Source organism: Streptomyces colwelliae, assembly GCF_048158785.1.
Classification (GTDB): domain Bacteria; phylum Actinomycetota; class Actinomycetes; order Streptomycetales; family Streptomycetaceae; genus Streptomyces.
Genome location: NZ_JBLTJC010000248.1, coordinates 1 through 15,999, shown reverse-complemented (window position 1 = coordinate 15,999; position 15,999 = coordinate 1). Strand labels below are relative to the sequence as shown.

Annotated in this window: 12 protein-coding genes and 1 pseudogene; 5 read left to right on the top strand and 8 right to left on the bottom strand. The window is 71.0% G+C overall.

What is annotated here, in order from left to right; all coding sequences use genetic code 11:
• Nucleotides 1–119: pseudogene (locus tag ACNFOC_RS36770) on the top strand (alpha/beta hydrolase); the annotation flags it as partial.
• Here ACNFOC_RS36770 and ACNFOC_RS36765 read toward each other — a convergent pair.
• From ACNFOC_RS36765 to ACNFOC_RS36755, 3 genes are all read right to left on the bottom strand, one after another.
• Nucleotides 111–674, bottom strand: a complete 564-nt coding sequence (locus ACNFOC_RS36765; protein WP_416963367.1) for a prolipoprotein diacylglyceryl transferase — start codon at nt 672–674, stop codon at nt 111–113. The pseudogene ACNFOC_RS36770 and the gene ACNFOC_RS36765 overlap by 9 nt on opposite strands.
• A gap of 150 nt (nt 675–824) precedes the next feature.
• Entirely contained in the window at nt 825–2,762 is a 1,938-nt protein-coding gene (locus tag ACNFOC_RS36760; RefSeq protein ID WP_416963366.1) for an amylo-alpha-1,6-glucosidase, read from the bottom strand.
• 97 nt (nt 2,763–2,859) lie between these two features.
• The gene (locus ACNFOC_RS36755) at nt 2,860–4,278 is read right to left on the bottom strand and encodes an MGH1-like glycoside hydrolase domain-containing protein (RefSeq protein ID WP_416963365.1); all 1,419 of its coding nucleotides are present in this window, start codon (nt 4,276–4,278) and stop codon (nt 2,860–2,862) included.
• A gap of 120 nt (nt 4,279–4,398) precedes the next feature.
• Between ACNFOC_RS36755 and ACNFOC_RS36750 the strand changes: the two genes are divergently transcribed.
• Together ACNFOC_RS36750 and ppdK are read left to right on the top strand one after the other, a co-directional pair.
• A complete protein-coding gene (locus ACNFOC_RS36750) occupies nt 4,399–5,601 on the top strand; it encodes an ROK family protein (protein ID WP_416963364.1) in 1,203 nt (400 codons plus the stop codon).
• A 405-nt stretch (nt 5,602–6,006) separates the two neighbouring features.
• Complete coding sequence (gene ppdK / locus ACNFOC_RS36745; protein ID WP_416963363.1) at nt 6,007–8,727, top strand: pyruvate, phosphate dikinase; 2,721 nt, start codon at nt 6,007–6,009, stop codon at nt 8,725–8,727.
• Between the two features lie 157 nt (nt 8,728–8,884).
• Here the strand turns inward: ppdK and ACNFOC_RS36740 are convergent, their stop codons facing one another.
• Nucleotides 8,885–9,367 carry an excalibur calcium-binding domain-containing protein gene (locus tag ACNFOC_RS36740; protein WP_416963368.1) on the bottom strand — a complete coding sequence of 161 codons (483 nt, stop codon included), beginning with the start codon at nt 9,365–9,367 and terminating at the stop codon, nt 8,885–8,887.
• Between the two features lie 173 nt (nt 9,368–9,540).
• Between ACNFOC_RS36740 and ACNFOC_RS36735 the strand changes: the two genes are divergently transcribed.
• Nucleotides 9,541–10,467, top strand: coding sequence for an oxidoreductase (locus ACNFOC_RS36735; RefSeq protein ID WP_416963362.1), 927 nt, complete (start codon nt 9,541–9,543; stop codon nt 10,465–10,467).
• Nucleotides 10,468–10,506: 39 nt separating this feature from the next.
• Here ACNFOC_RS36735 and ACNFOC_RS36730 read toward each other — a convergent pair whose 3' ends face one another.
• The 4 genes from ACNFOC_RS36730 to ACNFOC_RS36715 all read right to left on the bottom strand — a co-directional run bounded on the left by ACNFOC_RS36730 (nt 10,507) and on the right by ACNFOC_RS36715 (nt 14,216).
• The gene (locus ACNFOC_RS36730) at nt 10,507–11,301 is read right to left on the bottom strand and encodes an SDR family NAD(P)-dependent oxidoreductase (protein WP_416963361.1); all 795 of its coding nucleotides are present in this window, start codon (nt 11,299–11,301) and stop codon (nt 10,507–10,509) included.
• Between the two features lie 72 nt (nt 11,302–11,373).
• A complete protein-coding gene (locus ACNFOC_RS36725; protein ID WP_416963360.1) occupies nt 11,374–11,958 on the bottom strand; it encodes a TetR/AcrR family transcriptional regulator in 585 nt (194 codons plus the stop codon).
• A 70-nt stretch (nt 11,959–12,028) separates the two neighbouring features.
• Nucleotides 12,029–13,168 (bottom strand): LLM class flavin-dependent oxidoreductase, encoded by a 1,140-nt coding sequence (locus tag ACNFOC_RS36720; RefSeq protein WP_416963359.1) that lies wholly within the window; start codon nt 13,166–13,168, stop codon nt 12,029–12,031.
• Between the two features lie 127 nt (nt 13,169–13,295).
• Nucleotides 13,296–14,216, bottom strand: a complete 921-nt coding sequence (locus ACNFOC_RS36715) for a LysR family transcriptional regulator (RefSeq protein ID WP_416963358.1) — start codon at nt 14,214–14,216, stop codon at nt 13,296–13,298.
• Between the two features lie 165 nt (nt 14,217–14,381).
• Between ACNFOC_RS36715 and ACNFOC_RS36710 the strand changes: the two genes are divergently transcribed.
• Nucleotides 14,382–15,782, top strand: coding sequence for a M20 family metallopeptidase (locus tag ACNFOC_RS36710; protein ID WP_416963357.1), 1,401 nt, complete (start codon nt 14,382–14,384; stop codon nt 15,780–15,782).
• Nucleotides 15,783–15,999 lie beyond the last annotated feature (217 nt).

Below are 15,999 nucleotides of genomic sequence, written 5' to 3'. Positions count from 1 at the left end.
GCCTTCCGCGCCGCCGGCCCGCCCTCTATATCTTCGGCGACCGCGACCTCGTCCCCGCCTTCCCCGGCGCGCGCGACATCATCGCCCAGCTTCCGAACTTCATGCCCAGCCTAGTCCGCGTCCGTGTCGGTGGCTGAGGCGTCGGGTTCGGCTTCCGTGTCCGACGTGGTCGCGGTGGCCTTCTCGGCGGCCTCGGAGTCGGGTGCTTCGGTGTCTGCGGCTTCGGGGGCGGTGGCGTCGGCGTCCTCGGTTGCCGGGGATGGGGATGGGGACTTCACGGTGCTGGACGCGGTGTCGGGCGCGGCTTCCGCCGTGGCCTCGGGGGGTGCTTCTACGGTGAGTTCGGGCGCGGGGGTCTCGGCTTGCTCGGTCTCGGCGGCGGGAGACGTGCCGGCCTCGGCCTCGTTCCCCGCGTTCGCCGAAAGGTCGGCCTTCGTCTCCGTGCCCTCGGAGATCCCGGCCTCACCCTCGGCGATCTCGGAACTCCCCGCGTCCGCCTCGGACTTGGGTCCAGTGGCCGCGGCGATGTCGGAGGCCTCCGGTGCGGTCTCCGGCGTTGGTATCGCGCCGCCCGGCGTCGGGGTCGGTTCGTCGTTCGTGTCCGGCGGCAGTACCTCGCCATCGGCTGCCCCGGCCGTATTCGGTGTCTGGCGCGTGCTCGTGTGCTGAGGCAACCCGAAGGTCCTTCCGTGCGAGGCCCGTGATCGGAGTGGAGTGGCGGTCCGAACTGGGGAGGCAGGACCGCCGCTCTTCCGTACGAGTTGCCTCGTGCCGGTGTTCACGGAACTGGGCAAACACCCGGCAAACGCCTTATCACTGTTGTGTCACGCGCCCCCGACCGCCGTGAGCAGCGCCAACGGAGCCGCCGCCGAGCGGGACTCCCGCACGCACGCGTGCGGGTACGGAACCGGCTCCGGGTGGGTCTCACGGCCGTAGCCCGCGAGGACCTCCGGGAGGCGGTGGCCGGTCGCCGTCGCCGCGTCGACCAGCCCGTGCGCGACCGTGCGGGCCTCGTCGTGCAGGCCGTAGCGGGCCAGGCCCAGCGTGATCAGCGCGTTGTCGTGGGGCCAGACCGAACCCCGGTGGTACGAGAGAGGGTGGTACGCCGCCTGGCCCGAGGCCAGCGTGCGGACGCCCCAGCCCGAGAAGAAGTCCGGTGCCAGCAGCCTGCGGCCGACCAGTTCGCCGTACTCCTTGTCCAGCAGCCCGGACCAGAGCAGATGGCCCGCGTCCGACGCCAGCGCGTCGACCTGCCGGCCCTCGCCGTCCAGCGCCAGCGCCGGGAAGGAGTGCTCCCGCATCCAGAAGTCCCGCTGGAAACGGTCCCTCAGGTCGGACGCCGCCTGTTCCAGGAGGGCCGCGTAGGTCTCGTCCTCCCATACCGTGCGGGCGAGTTGAGCCGTGCGGCGCAGCGCGTCGTACGCGTAACCCTGCGCCCCAGCCGCCATCACCGGGCCGCTCGCGCGATTGCCGTCGGCGCCGCAGATCGCGCCGGGGGAGTCCTTCCAGTTCTGGTTGGCCAGGCCGCCCTGGTCGGCGCGGTAGACCAGGTAGCCGCGTGAGGTCAGGCCGCCGTGGTCGAGCATCCACCCGATCGCGGCACGGGCGTTGGGCTCCAGGCGGCGGGCCAGGGCCGTGTCGCCGGTCTGCTCCACGTACGCGCCGAGCAGCACCAGGAACAGCGGGGTCGCGTCGACCGAGCCGTAGTAACGCCCGTACGGCACCTGCCCGAAGTGCGCCAACTCGCCGTGCCGGACCTCGTGCACGATCTTGCCGGGCTGGGACACCGACTCCGGGCCCACGTCCGTCGCCTGCGTCGCGGCGAGTGCCGGGAGTGTGGCGGCGGCGAGTTGGGGGCGGTACGGGAGGGCGAAGAGGGACGTCAGGAGCGCGTCCCGGCCCAGCAGGGTCAGGAACCAGGGGGCTCCCGCCGCCGGTACGCGCAGTTCCTCGCCGTCGGGGCCCGTCGCCGGGACCTGGAGCGAGGCCAGGTCCGACAGGCCCCGGGCGCAGGCGGCCGCCAACTCCGGCCAGCCGGTGGGGAAGGAGACGCCCTGGACGTACTCGCCCTCCAGGGCGATGAGCTGGTCGTTCAGGGCGGACGGTGAGCGCGGTACCCGCAGGGCGCGCTTGTCGCCGTGCGGGCGGGCCATCACGCGGAGCGCCAACTCGGCGGTGCCGTGCGGTTCGAGGTCCAGGGTCCACACCATGCGGCGGGCGCCGGTGCCGGTCTCCTCGACGCCGTCCGGAGCGGGCTCGGCCGTGACCGTCGTACAGGACCGCCATTCGCCGCGCTGGTAGGCGAACTCCACGCCGTCCTCCAGGACTTGGCGGGAGCGGGTGGCGCCGATCTTCGCGTAGGTGCGGTAGTCGGAGCGGAGTTCGAACTGGTCCGTGAAGTCGGCGTCCGCCGTGACCGCGAGCCGGACCGTCGTCGGCACCGGCCGGTTGCTGGTCACCTTCAGCGATTCGACGAACGCGCCGTCGCCCACGGCCTGTTCACGGAAGAGCGTGTGCGCGGGCGGCTCCTGGCGGCCGCCGCGCGGGACGAGGACACAGCGCGCCATGTCCCCGTCGGCCACCGGCGTCAGCGCCTCCGGCACCGCGCCGTCGACCGTCAACTGCCAACGGCTCAGGTGCCGGGCGTCCCGTACGAATAACCCGTCCGGGGAACTGCCGCCCCGTACGCCGCTGATGTCCCCGCCGTCGCCCACGGCTGCGAACGTCCCGCCGTGCACGAGCAGATGATGCCGGTCCGTCATCCCCGGTCCCCTCCCTTGATTCTCTTGGCGCCCTTGACTGCTGTGTCACGGACGTCGGTGACGCGGACGTCCGTGACGAACGTGGCTTCTCTGTCGGTCACTTGCTGTCACTCATGTCGAACGTGCCGAGGAGCGTGCCGGACACGCCGTGCCCGGGGCGCTCGTGGAGCAGATCGAGGGTCAGCGCGGCGGTCCAGCTGAAGCCGGTCGCGCCGCACGCCTCGCCGTCGTACGGGTCGACGTACTCGGCGAAGTCGGTGGAGTCGGCGGTATCCAGGACCGCCGTGCGCAGCGCGTCCGCCCGCGTCCGCTCGCCGTGCAGCCGCAGTCCGCGCTCCAGCAGCCAGCTCGTGTTGAACCAGGCCGGCCCGCGCCAGTACCGGTGCGGGTCGAACGCCTCGCCCAACAGGTCGTAACTGGGCGGGAGTTGAGTCGTGTCGCCGAGCCCGAAGTGCGGGCCGGACGCCGTACGGACGAGGGCGCTGGTGATGTCCCGGGGCAGGTCGGGGAGGAGGAGCGGGATCAGGCCGGAGACGCTGCGCTCGGGGATCAGTCCCTCGCCGCGTACGTCGCGGCAGAAGAACATGCCCTCCGCCGGGTCCCACAGCCGCTCGATCAGTACCCCGGTGAGGCGCTCCGCGCGTGCGTGCCGGGCGGTGCCGGTCGCGCCCAACTCCCGGGCGATACGGGCCAGTGCGTGCTCGGAGGCGATGAGCAGGGCGTTGAAGGACGGGTCCTCCACCGCGAACTCGCTTGCCCCGTCCGCGTATTCGCCGTCCCGGTAGTCCGTCGCGAGCCGCACGTAACGGCCGTAGTCCAGATCCGTAGGCCGGTCCTCGGCCGCCCCGTGGTCGAGGTCGGCGCGGCGGAAGGACCGGGCCGGGGCGGGCGTGATGCGGCTCAACGGGGCGTCCCAGCAAGGGCTGTTGTCCATACCCTGTTCCCAGGGATGTACGACGGACGCGAGCCCGCCCCCGCCCAAGTCCCGCCGGTGCAGCAGATAGCGGTGCCAGGCGGCCAGCCGGGGGTAGACACCGGCGAGGAAGCCACGCGCGCGGGAGAGGCCCGGGTCGGCGCAGTGGACCAGCCACGCGGCCAGCGCGTGGACCGGTGGTTGCACGATGCCCGAGGTCTGTACGGTGCGCGGGGCGCCCGCGGCGCGCCCCGCGGTCGAGGAGCGCCAGAAGTCGGGGCTCGGGAAGTACGCGTCGAGCGGCACGGAGGGGTTGAAGACGATGTGCGGGATACGGCCGTCGCCCCACTGGGCGGCGAGCAGCGTCTCCAGCTCCGTCTGCGCCCGCAGGGGCGAGAGGTGCCGTAGACCGATCGCGATGAACGCGGAGTCCCACGACCACTGGTGCGGATACAGACCGCGGGAGGGGACGGTTGAGGCACCCGTCCAGTTCCCTTCCAGTACGGCAGCCGCCCTGAGGTGCAGCGAACCTGACAAGGGTGGCGGATCGTATACGAAGGTGCGTTCCACGGGGAGGGCTGTGAGCTGGGCAGTGCGATCCACTCGGGACTCCACGAAACACATCGTGCCGACCGGTTCGGTCATGGCTACCGTAGGGTTACGTCTATTTAACACGCAAAACTCAATATGTAATGCAGGGTTGAGAAACACAAGGGGGTGCGCATGACTGGACGAGGTCAGGCGAGCGCCGGCGATCTGCTCGAACTGGTACGCACCGGGCGCGCCACGACCCGCGGCGCCCTCCAACAGGTGACCGGACTCTCACGCGCGACCGTCGGCCAGCGCCTCGACCGGCTCTTCCGGGCGGGCTGGCTGCGCGAGGGCGCGGGCGGTCCGGTGGACTCCCCGCTGGGTGGCAGACCCTCGATCACCCTCGAATTCGACGACGCCCATGCCGTAGTCCTCGCGGCGGACCTGGACACCCGCCACGCGCGTGCGTGCGTCCTCTCTCTCACCGGCGAGATCCTCGCCGAGCACGGCGGCACGCTCGTCATCGAGGACGGCCCGGACGCCGTACTGGGCGAACTCGGCCGCTGGTTCGCCGAGCTCCTGGAGAAGGCCGGACATCAGCCGTCCGAGGTCTGCGGCATCGGCCTCGCGGTCCCCGGGCCCGTCGACAGCGAGACCGGCCGCGTCGTCCAGCCGCCGATCATGCCCGGCTGGGACGGCTACGACATAAGGGGCCGCCTGGCGCGCGCCTTCACGGAACACACCGGCGCCCCCCGAGTGCCGGTCCTGGTCGACAACGACGCCAACCTCATGGCGTACGGCGAACAGCGCACAGGGCACCCCGGCTGCTCGGCCTTCGTCCTGGTCAAGGTGTCGACCGGTATCGGCGCCGGAGTCGTCGTCGGCGGTTCCATCTTCCGGGGGATCGACGGCGGCGCGGGCGACATCGGCCACATCCGCGTCCCGGCGGGCGCGCAGGCGCTGTGCCGTTGCGGGTCCTACGGCTGTCTCGCCGCCGTCGCCAGCGGTGGCGCCGTGGCGCGACGGCTGGCCGAGACCGGGGTGCCGGCGGCGTCCGGCTCGGATGTGCGGGACCTGCTGGCGTCGGGGCACCCGGGAGCGGCCGCGTTCGCCCGCGAGGCGGGACGGCAGGTCGGGGACGTCCTGGCGACCGTGGTGACGCTGCTCAACCCCGGGGTTCTGATGATCGCGGGAGACCTGGCCGGCACCTCCTTCCTCACCGGCGTACGGGAGCTGCTGTACCAGCGGGCGCTGCCGCGCTCCACCGCTCATCTGCACGTGCTGACCTCGCGGCTCGGTGAGCGGGCCGGGCTGGTGGGGGCGGGGGCGCTGGTCGTGGAGCACCTGTACGCGCCGGAGCGGGTCGAGGAACGGCTGCTCGCGCTGGGCATGTGACGTTCACATTTCCATCCGGAGACTCGTCCGGATGGTGAAATCCGGTCGGGTGTGGAAGCGTGATTCTCGCCACCTTTGATAGGGGTGGCGCTCAGGTGAGCGGATCTTGCGCGGCTGCACTTCTCCAAGGGGTGGCACTCCGTGCCACCCCTTGATCGTTCATCGATCGAAAACAGGCGAGCCGCAACCCGCTCGCATGAGCGCAAAACCCCGCACCTGGGCGGCGTTGCGTTCAAGAAGTGAAAACATCCGGCGTTGTTCGCTTGCCGAGCTTTGACTTTCGATCCGCTGGCGGACTGCCGGTTACAGACGCATGACATGCAAGTGGACGTACCCAGACGCCTTCGATCTGGGTATGTTCCTGGCCGTCAGGGCAGCCACCCGCGTCCCGAGGAGTCGAGACCCGTGTCGGAAAACAAAGAACCCCACGTAGTGAAGTTCGTCTACGACTTCACCGAGGGAAACAAGGACCTCAAGGACCTCCTCGGCGGCAAGGGTGCCAACCTCGCCGAGATGACCAACCTGGGCCTTCCCGTCCCGCCGGGTTTCACCATCACGACCGAGGCGTGCAAGACCTACCTCGACAGTGGCGAGGAGCCGGCGGCACTGCGTGACGAGGTGAGTGCACACCTCGACGCGCTCGAGTCGACGATGGAGAAGAAGCTGGGGCAGGCCGACAACCCCCTCCTCGTATCGGTCCGTTCCGGGGCGAAGTTCTCCATGCCCGGCATGATGGACACCGTCCTGAACATCGGCCTCTCCGACAAGTCCGTGCAGGGCCTGGCGAAGCAGGCCGGCGACGAGCGCTTCGCGTGGGACTCGTACCGCCGCCTGATCCAGATGTTCGGCAAGACCGTCCTCGGCGTCGACGGCGACCTCTTCGAGGAGGCGCTCGACAAGGCCAAGGAGGTCAAGAAGGTCACCGTGGACACCGAGTTGGACGCGGCCGACCTGAAGAAGCTGGTCACCCGGTTCAAGCGGATCGTCAAGACCGAGGCCGGCCGCGACTTCCCGCAGGACCCGCGCGAGCAGATGGACCTCGCCATCCACGCGGTCTTCGACTCCTGGAACACCGACCGCGCGAAGCTCTACCGCCGCCAGGAACGCATCCCGCACGACCTCGGCACGGCGGTCAACGTCTGCTCGATGGTCTTCGGCAACCTCGGCCCCGACTCGGGCACGGGCGTCGCCTTCACCCGCGACCCGGCCAGCGGCCACCAGGGCGTCTACGGCGACTACTTGCAGAACGCGCAGGGCGAGGACGTCGTAGCCGGCATCCGAAACACGGTCCCGCTCGCGGAACTTGAGCAGATCGACAAGAAGTCGTACGACCAGCTCATGCAGATCATGAAGACCCTGGAGAACCACTACAAGGATCTCTGCGACATCGAGTTCACCATCGAGCGCGGGCAGTTGTGGATGCTCCAGACGAGGGTGGGGAAGCGGACGGCGGGCGCGGCCTTCCGGATCGCGACCCAACTCGTCGACCAGGGGCTGATCGACGAGGCGGAGGCCCTCCAGCGCGTCACCGGCGCGCAGTTGGCGCAGCTGATGTTCCCGCGCTTCGACGACGAGGCGAAGGTCCAGCAGGTCGGCCGGGGCATCGCCGCCTCGCCGGGTGCGGCGGTCGGCAAGGCGGTCTTCGACTCGTACACGGCGGTGAAGTGGTCGCGTTCGGGCGAGAAGGTGATCCTGGTCCGCCGCGAGACCAACCCCGACGACCTCGACGGCATGATCGCGGCGGAGGGCATTCTCACCTCGCGCGGCGGCAAGACGTCGCACGCGGCCGTCGTGGCGCGGGGCATGGGCAAGACGTGTGTCTGCGGCGCGGAGGAGCTGGAGGTCGACACCAAGCGGCGCCGGATGACGGTGCCGGGCGGTCACGTGGTCGAGGAGGGCGACGTGATCTCGATCGACGGATCGAGCGGCAAGGTCTACTTGGGCGAGGTCCCGGTGGTCCCGTCTCCCGTCGTGGAGTACTTCGAGGGCCGGATGCACGCGGGCGCCGACGACGCCGACGAGCTGGTCGAGGCGGTCCACCGGATCATCGGATACGCGGACCGCGTACGCCGGTTGAGGGTGCGCGCCAACGCCGACAACGCCGAGGACGCGCTGCGCGCCCGCCGCTTCGGGGCACAGGGCATCGGCCTCTGCCGTACGGAGCACATGTTCCTCGGCGACCGCCGCGAACTGGTCGAACGCCTGATCCTGGCCGACACGGACACCGAGCGCGAGGAGTCCCTCAAGGCGCTTCTCCCGCTCCAGAAGGCCGACTTCGTCGAGCTGTTCAAGGCGATGGACGGACTCCCGGTGACCGTCCGCCTGTTGGACCCGCCGCTGCACGAATTCCTGCCGGACATCACGGAGTTGTCGGTCCGCGTGGCGCTGGCGGAGTCCCGCCAGGAGTCCCACGAGAACGACCTGCGACTCCTCCAGGCGGTCCACCGCCTGCACGAGCAGAACCCGATGCTGGGCCTGCGGGGCGTGCGCCTGGGTCTCGTGATCCCCGGCCTGTTCACCATGCAGGTACGGGCGATCGCCGAGGCGGCGGCCGAGCGCAAGGCGGCCAAGGGTGACCCGCGCGCGGAGATCATGATCCCGCTCGTCGGCACGGTCCAGGAACTGGAGATCGTCCGCGAGGAGGCCGACCAGGTCATCGCCGAGGTAGAGGCGGCAACGGGCACGTCCCTGAAGCTGTCGATCGGCACCATGATCGAACTCCCGCGCGCGGCCCTGACAGCGGGCCAGATCGCCGAGGCGGCGGAGTTCTTCTCGTTCGGCACGAACGACCTCACGCAGACGGTGTGGGGCTTCAGCCGGGACGACGTAGAGGCGTCGTTCTTCACGGCCTACCTGGAGAAGGGCATCTTCGGTGTCAGCCCCTTCGAGACGATCGACCGCGACGGCGTCGGCTCCCTGGTGAAGCTCGCGGCGAAGGCGGGCCGCGAGACCCGCCCCGACCTCAAGCTCGGCGTCTGCGGCGAACACGGCGGCGACCCCGAGTCGGTCCACTTCTTCCACGAGGTGGGACTGGACTACGTCTCGTGCTCCCCGTTCCGGATCCCGGTGGCCCGACTCGAGGCGGGGCGGGCGGCTTCGGCGGCGCAGGGGAGCGATCACCGGTAGGCCGTACGGCATTCAGTCGTACGGCATCCAAGAACCCCGGAACTGCTGTCGGTCATCCTGACCCTCACCGACGCGGCGGTGGTTCCGGATTGCGAGGGGAGGGGCGGCACCCTGTGCGGGGGTACCGCCCCTCTCTGCTGCCTGCTGCCCTCCGCCGTCACTCGCAGGCGACGCCATCCCCGTCCCGGTCGAGGTGGGAGTCGTAGCCGGGGTCGCCCACGCGCAGGGGCGTGACGCCGGCCGCGCGGGCTGCGGTGCAGTTCGTGTAATAGGTGCTGCCGCCGCCGGAGCTGGTGTCGTCGGACCCCGACCCGGAGCCGCTGCCCGCCGCCGCCTCCGCGGTGACCGTCTTCGTGACCTTGACGGTCTTGGTCGTGGTGACCGTGGGTGCGGGTGCCGGAGTGGCGGTCTCCGTCGTCGTCGCCGTGACGGTCATCGTCGGCTGGGGCTTGGCCGCCGCGGGCTTCGCGTCGGCCGTCGTGTCGGTCTTCTTGTCCTGGCCGGAGCCGCCCGCGCCGATGCCGATGAGGAAGGCCAGGGCGAGGGCGGGGAGTACGTAGCGCTTGCGGGCCCATCGGGGTGCGGGGCGGACGGGCTGGGGAGCCGGTGGTACGGGTGGCATCGCGTACGGGTGGGTCATCTCGTCCCCCTGTGTCTGGTGTGGCATGGAACGTACTGCCGGGACCGGGGGCGCGAAGGGGGAGTGACCAACCTGTGATGGTCACGTCACTCGGTGTGCGGGGAGCGGGGCCGGTCCGGCTCTCGTACGCTCTTCGTGCACCGGGATGCACGCGTCGACGGAGGGATCCGCCCATGTCCGGCTGGAACGAGAAGGCCATCCCCGACCAGCACGGCCGGGTCGCCGTCGTCACCGGGGCCAACAGCGGGCTCGGCTACGTCACCGCGCGTGAGCTGGCCCGCAAGGGTGCCCGGGTCGTGCTCGCCTGCCGGAGCGAGGTGCGGGGGAGTGCGGCCGCCGACCGGATCGTGGCCGAAGTGCCGGGCGCCGAGGCCCAGTTCGGGCGGCTGGATCTCGGGGACCTCGCGTCGGTGCGGGAGTTCGCGGCCACCTTCCCGTACGAGCGGCTCGATCTGCTCGTCAACAACGCCGGGGTGATGGCGATGCCGTACGGCACGACGGTGGACGGGTTCGAGACGCAGTTCGGGGTCAACCACCTGGGGCACTTCGCGCTCACCGGGCTGCTGCTGCCGGCGCTGCTCGACGCACCCGGCGCCCGGATCGTCACGCTCTCCAGCTTCATGCACGTGTTCGCCAACATCGACATCGACGACCTCAACAGCGAGCGCCGGTACAGCCGTTGGACCGCGTACTCCCGGTCCAAGACCGCCAACCTGCTCTTCACGCACGAGCTGGCGCGGCGGCTCGCGGCGGCCGGTTCGGAGGTCGTCGCGACCACCGCCCACCCCGGGTACGCCGCCACCAACCTCCAGACCGCCGGTCCGCAGGCGGAGGGGCGCAAGGGTGCCGAGCGGTTCATGGAGGCCGGCAACCGGGTCTTCGCCCAGTCGGCCGAAGTCGGCGCGCTGCCACCCCTCTACGCGGCCACCGCCCCCGACGTACGGCCTGATTCGTTCTTCGGCCCCCGTATCGCCATGTGGCGCGGGGCGCCGGCACCGTCCTGGCGGGCGCCGTGGACCCTCAACGACGCGATGGGGCAACGCCTTTGGGCTGCCTCGGAGGCGTTGACGGGAGTCGTGTACGACCAACTCAAGGCGTGAGTCGTCGAGTTACCGGTATTCAATCCAGGCACCTGAGCCTCACGCCGTCGCTCCGCTGTCCACCACCAGGTCCGTGCCCACCACCGACGCCGCGTCGTCCGAGGCCAAGTAGAGGACGGCGGCGGCCACTTCGGACGTGGCGGAGATACGGCCCAGGGGGAGCGTGACCCGCACCCGTTCGGCGCGGTCGGCCTCCGTCTCGCCGGTGCGCAGGGACATGGGGGTGTCGGTGGCGCCGGGGCTGACCACGTTGATACGGACGCCCTCGCGGATGTGGTCCACGGCGGCGCCCTTGCTCAACACGGCTACGGCGGCCTTCGAGGCGGCGTAGGCGGCGGCCCCGGGGCTGCTCGTGTGCACGCCGAACGTGGACGCCACGTTGACGATCGCGCCGCCGGACGGCTGGGCGCGCATCTGCCGGATCTCCGCCTGGAGCGCGAGGAAGACGCCGGTGACGTTGATGTCGAGCTGCGTGCGCCAGTCCTCCTCGGTGAGGTCGGCGAGGGGGCGTCCGCCCCGGAAGATCCCCGCGTTGTTGACGGCCACGTCGAGCGAGCCGTACCGGTCGACGGCCGCCCGCACCAGGGCGTGGGCGTCAACGGCCTTCGACACATCGGCAGTTACCGCGAAGGCCTTCCCACCCCTGCCCTCACTCGCGCTCCCGCCCTCGATCAGTGCGACGGTCTCGTCGAGCGGTTCCCGGCGCCGCCCCGCTACGACGACGTTCGCCCCCTCCGCCGCGAACGCGAGGGCGATCGCCCGTCCGATGCCCGAGCCCGCACCGGTGACGAGGGCGGTCCTGCCGGAGAAGCGGCTGCTGAAGGGACTACTCATGAGCTGGCCTCTTTTCTTGACCGATCGGTTCAATATTAGGGCGCGAGAAAGCACCCTGAGGGGAAGGGAATCTCAGTCGAGGAGTGTCAGCGCCTGCTCCGCCGCGTCCCGCACCCGCGCCGGATCCCCGGACGCCCGGCCGACCACCCGCAACCCCTGCATCAGCACCAGCAGCATGCGCGCGAGGGTGAGCGGATCGCGGTCGGCGGGCAACTCGCCCTGCGCCTGGGCCCGTACCAGCGCCGAGCGCAACACCGCCTCCAACTGGTCCCAGTTGCGCTCGACCAGCCGGGTCGCGGCCGCGTCGTGCGGGGCGAGTTCGGCCGCCGTGTTGGTCACCAGGCAGCCCAGCGGCCGTAGTTGCTCGTCCGCGGCCTCGGCCGCGTACCGCCGTACGATCGCTCGCACGGGCGGCAGCGCGGGGCCCGGCTGGGACAACTCCCGCACCATCGGGGTGAGTCCGGACCGGTCGTAGCTCTCCAGCGCCTTCAGGTACAGGTCGTGCTTGTTGCCGAAGGTCGCGTAGATGCTGGCCCGCCCGATGCCGAGGTGCTCGACGAGGTCGGACATCGACGTCGCCTCGTAGCCGCGCCGCCAGAACAGCTCCAGGGCTGCCCGCAGTGCGGCCTCGGGGTCGAACTCCTTGGTCCTGGCCATGCCCGGCAGCCTAGGTCTATCGAGAACGGTCAGTCAAGAATTCCCGTCCGTACACGCCGGATCCCGCCGGTCACGCGAACTCGGGGATCAGCTCGCCCACCCGGCGGATGCTGTCCATGACCCGCTCGTGCGGGATCGCCCCCACCTGCTGGAAGCACATCAGGCGGTCGATGCCCGCGTCCGCGTACGCCCGCAGTTTCTTGCGGCAGGTGTCGGGGCTGCCGACGATCAGGGAGTCCTGCGCCATCAGCGCCTCGAACAGCTCGTCCTCCGGGACGGTCTCGCCCTGGAGGATGCGGCCGATGGCCAGCTGGGCCGCGTTGGGGGCCGTGTCGACCTCGTCGCGCAGGAACGCGCCGGTCAGGCCGCCGCCGGCCGGGTCGGCCAGGATGCCCTGCTGGATCGTCATCGTCTCGACGAACGCGTCCGCCGCCTCGAAGAAGGTGAGCGCCCGAGCCGTGTACCAGGCCGCCGCCGCTGCCGCGCCGGACCGCAGCGCCTCCTCGTCGGTCTCGGCACAGTGGACGAACGTGAAGAACGCGATCTGGTCGTTGACGAAGGCACCGGCGGGCTGTTCGCAATCGGCCACGGCCTCCCGGTACAGCTCCACCAGCCGCGCCACCCGGGTCAGCGGCTCCCAGAGGGTCGTGCCCAGGACGCCCACTCCACGCCGGCCCGCCTCCTCGAACGACGCCGGGCTGGAGACCGCCTGCCACAGGGGAGGGTGCGGCTGTTGGAGGGGTGCGGGGACGAGCGGCTGGTCGCCGGCGCCCGTCCACAGCCGGGGTATCTCCTCGAAGGCCCGCTGAGTCTGGGCCCGCGCGCTCGCCGGGTCCACGCCGAACATGCGCCACTCGGGTGCCGTGGATCGGGTCAGGCCCAGCTCCACCCGGCCGCCGCTCAACTGGTCCAGCCAGGCGGCCCGTTCGGCCACCCGCCTCGGGTGGTTGATCTCGGCCGGCGCCAGCACCGCCGCGTGCCCGAGCCGTATCCGGGACGTGCGCTGCGACAGTGCCGCCAGCAGCAGCTCCGGCGCCGAGCTGAGGCTGAACTCCGCCGCGCCGTGGTGCTCCACCTGCCACCAGCAGTCGTACCCGAACTCGTCGGCGAGCACGGCCTGTTCGACCGCCTCCGTGATCCGCCGGTGTTCGTGGTCCTCGGTCGCCCACGGCCCGGGGTCCTGGATCTCGCTGAACATGTCGAGCTTCACGTGCCGAACTGCCCTTCTCTCCGGCCGACTTGTGATGGGAAGCGCTCCCACGCGGCCGGATCAGATTGTCAGGGAAGTGTGTTACGGGCGTGACGTCCCGCTGTGAGGCTCATGTGCAGGTCGCGCGTCAGGGTGTCCGGTCCCGCCGCAGCGACGCCACCAGCAGTTCGGTGAACTGTGTCGCCGACCAGGACGGCCGCCGCCCCGTCGCCGTCTGCACCTGCGCCTCGCGCTGCCGGAACACCGGGTGGTCGACGGGGACGTACGCCACGCCCTCGGTCCCGGTGTCCCGCCCGTCGCCGCCCAGGTCTCCGAGGTCGCCGACCAGGGCGAGGCCCCCTCCCGCCCGTACGAACTCGTACTGCGGAGCGAGACTGTCGCAGACCAGTGCGGGGCGGACCGTGATCCCCTCCAACTGCGCCCCGATGTCGAAGAGTTCACGCTGACTGGTGCCCGGCGAGGCCAGCGCCAGCGGGTACGCGCACAGGTCGGCGAGGCCGATGCGGTCGCGTCCGGCGAGTTCGTGACCGAGGGGGACGATCGCCGCCACCGGGACCACGACCGCGCACTCGACGCGGACGTCGTGCTGCGGGCCCATCGTGTAGGTGACGGCGACATCGGCGAGCCCCTCGACCACACGGCGGGTCGCCTCCTGGCGGGCGACCACGTCCACGCGGAAGGCCACGTCGGGGTGGGCGAGCCGGAAGCCGGCGATCGCCCGCGGCACCAGCCGCCGCGCGAACCCCTCCGAGCAGGCGACGGCGACACTGCGCGCCTCCGCGCCCCGCCCCGTCCTCAACTCCTCGACGAGCGTGGTCGATTCGGTCTCGGTACGGCGCGCGTGGGCCAGCAGCCTGGAGCCGGCCTCGGTCAGCGTCATCCCGCGCGGATGCCGGGCGAACAACGGAACCCCGATACCGGACTCCAGCTTGGCGACCTGCCTGCTGATCGCCGAGGGCGCGACGTTCAGGGCGTGCGCCGCCTCGGTCACCGATCCGGTGCGGGCGACCTCCAGGAAGTAGGCGAGGTTCACCGGCAGAAGCTGCATGGGGGTCCCTTGTGGTCACGCCTGCGGTCACGTAATGCGTTGCCGAAAGTAGAACGCATCACGTCACAAACGGCAATGGTCGCAGGCCCGGATCCGCCCTACTCTGCTGGAACGACGAGAGCGCACCGCCCGCCCGACCGCCGCCCTCCCTGGAGAAATCTTCCCGTGATACCTGAGAAACTGGCCCGTAAAGCCGAGGAGTTCGTCGACTCGGGTGCCTTCTTCACCGAGCTGGCCGCCATGGTCGCGTACGCCACGGAGAGTTCCCGACCCGGGGGCCGCCTTGCCATTGAGGCATACCTCGACGAGTTCCTGACCCCCGCCCTGACCGCCCTCGGCTGCGAGGTCACGCGCTACGACAACCCCGATCCGGCGGCCGGCCCCTTCCTGATCGGCACCCGCGTCGAGTCCCCCGACCTCCCGACCGTGCTCGTCTACGGCCACGCGGACGTCGTCGAGGGACAGGCGGGCCGGTGGAGCGAGGGCCGCGACCCGTGGACGCTGACCGCCGAGGGCGAGCGCTGGTACGGGCGCGGCTCCGCCGACAACAAGGGTCAGCACCTGGTCAACCTCGCCGCCCTGCGGCTGCTCCTCGCCGACCAGGGCTCGTTGGGCTTCAACCTGACCTTCCTGCTGGAGTCCGGGGAGGAGATCGGCTCACCCGGACTCGCCGAATTCGCCGCCGAACACCAGGAGTTGCTGCGCGCCGACGTGCTGGTCGCCTCGGACGGACCACGCCTGGACGCCACGACCCCGACGCTGTTCCTCGGCGCGCGCGGCGGCCTCGGCCTCCAACTCACCGCCGATCTACGGCCGGACGCCTACCACTCCGGCAACTGGGGCGGCCTGCTGCGCAACCCGGCGACCACCCTCGCCGGAGCCATCGCCACCCTGGTCGACGGCCACGGCCGTATCCGCGTACCGGAATTGCTGCCGCCCGCGATCCCGCCGGAGGTCCGCGAGGCACTCGCCGGCGTCACCGTCGCGGCCTCGCCCGGTGACCCGGTGCCGGACGAGGGCTGGGGCGAGCCCCAACTCTCCGCCGCCGAACGGCTCTACGCCTGGAACACCCTCGAAGTCCTCGCCCTCGGTGCCGCCGACGCCGAGCGGCCGGTCAACGCGATCCCGGGCAGCGCCCGCGCGGTCCTTCAACTCCGGTACGTCGTGGGCACCGACGCCGGTCAGGTCGCCGACGCCGTCGCCCGGCACCTGGCCGAGCACGGGTACCCGATGGTCGACGTCCGGGTGCTCGGCAGCTTCGCCGCGAGCCGCACCCCGCTCGACGACCCGTGGGTGCGCTGGACCCGGACCACGCTCGAAGAGATCACCGGCGGCCCGATCGCCGTCCTGCCCAACATCGGCGGCTCCCTGCCCAACGCCGTCTTCACCGACGTCCTCGGCCTGCCGACTCTCTGGCTGCCCCACTCCTACCCCGGCTGCCTCCAACACGCCCCCGACGAACACCTGTTGGCGTCGATCGCCCGCGAGGGCCTGGTCCTGGCGGCCGGCCTGTTCCACACGCTGGGCCGTCCACCGGCGGACCGACCGCTCCCCACGCACGCATAGCCCCAACTCCCCATCCCCGTACCACTCCCGAGTCTCGGCACCGGTTCGGTCGAGCAGGAGGCCCGCTGATGCGCGTCGGATTCATCGGGCTGACGACGACCTTGTCGCCGACGGCGAAGTTGCGGGCGCCGCAGACGATCTCCTGGGGCTCACCGGTGCCGTTGGCCTGACCGACGTCGACCGTGCAGAAGCGGATGGGCTTCTTTAAGCCCTCCAG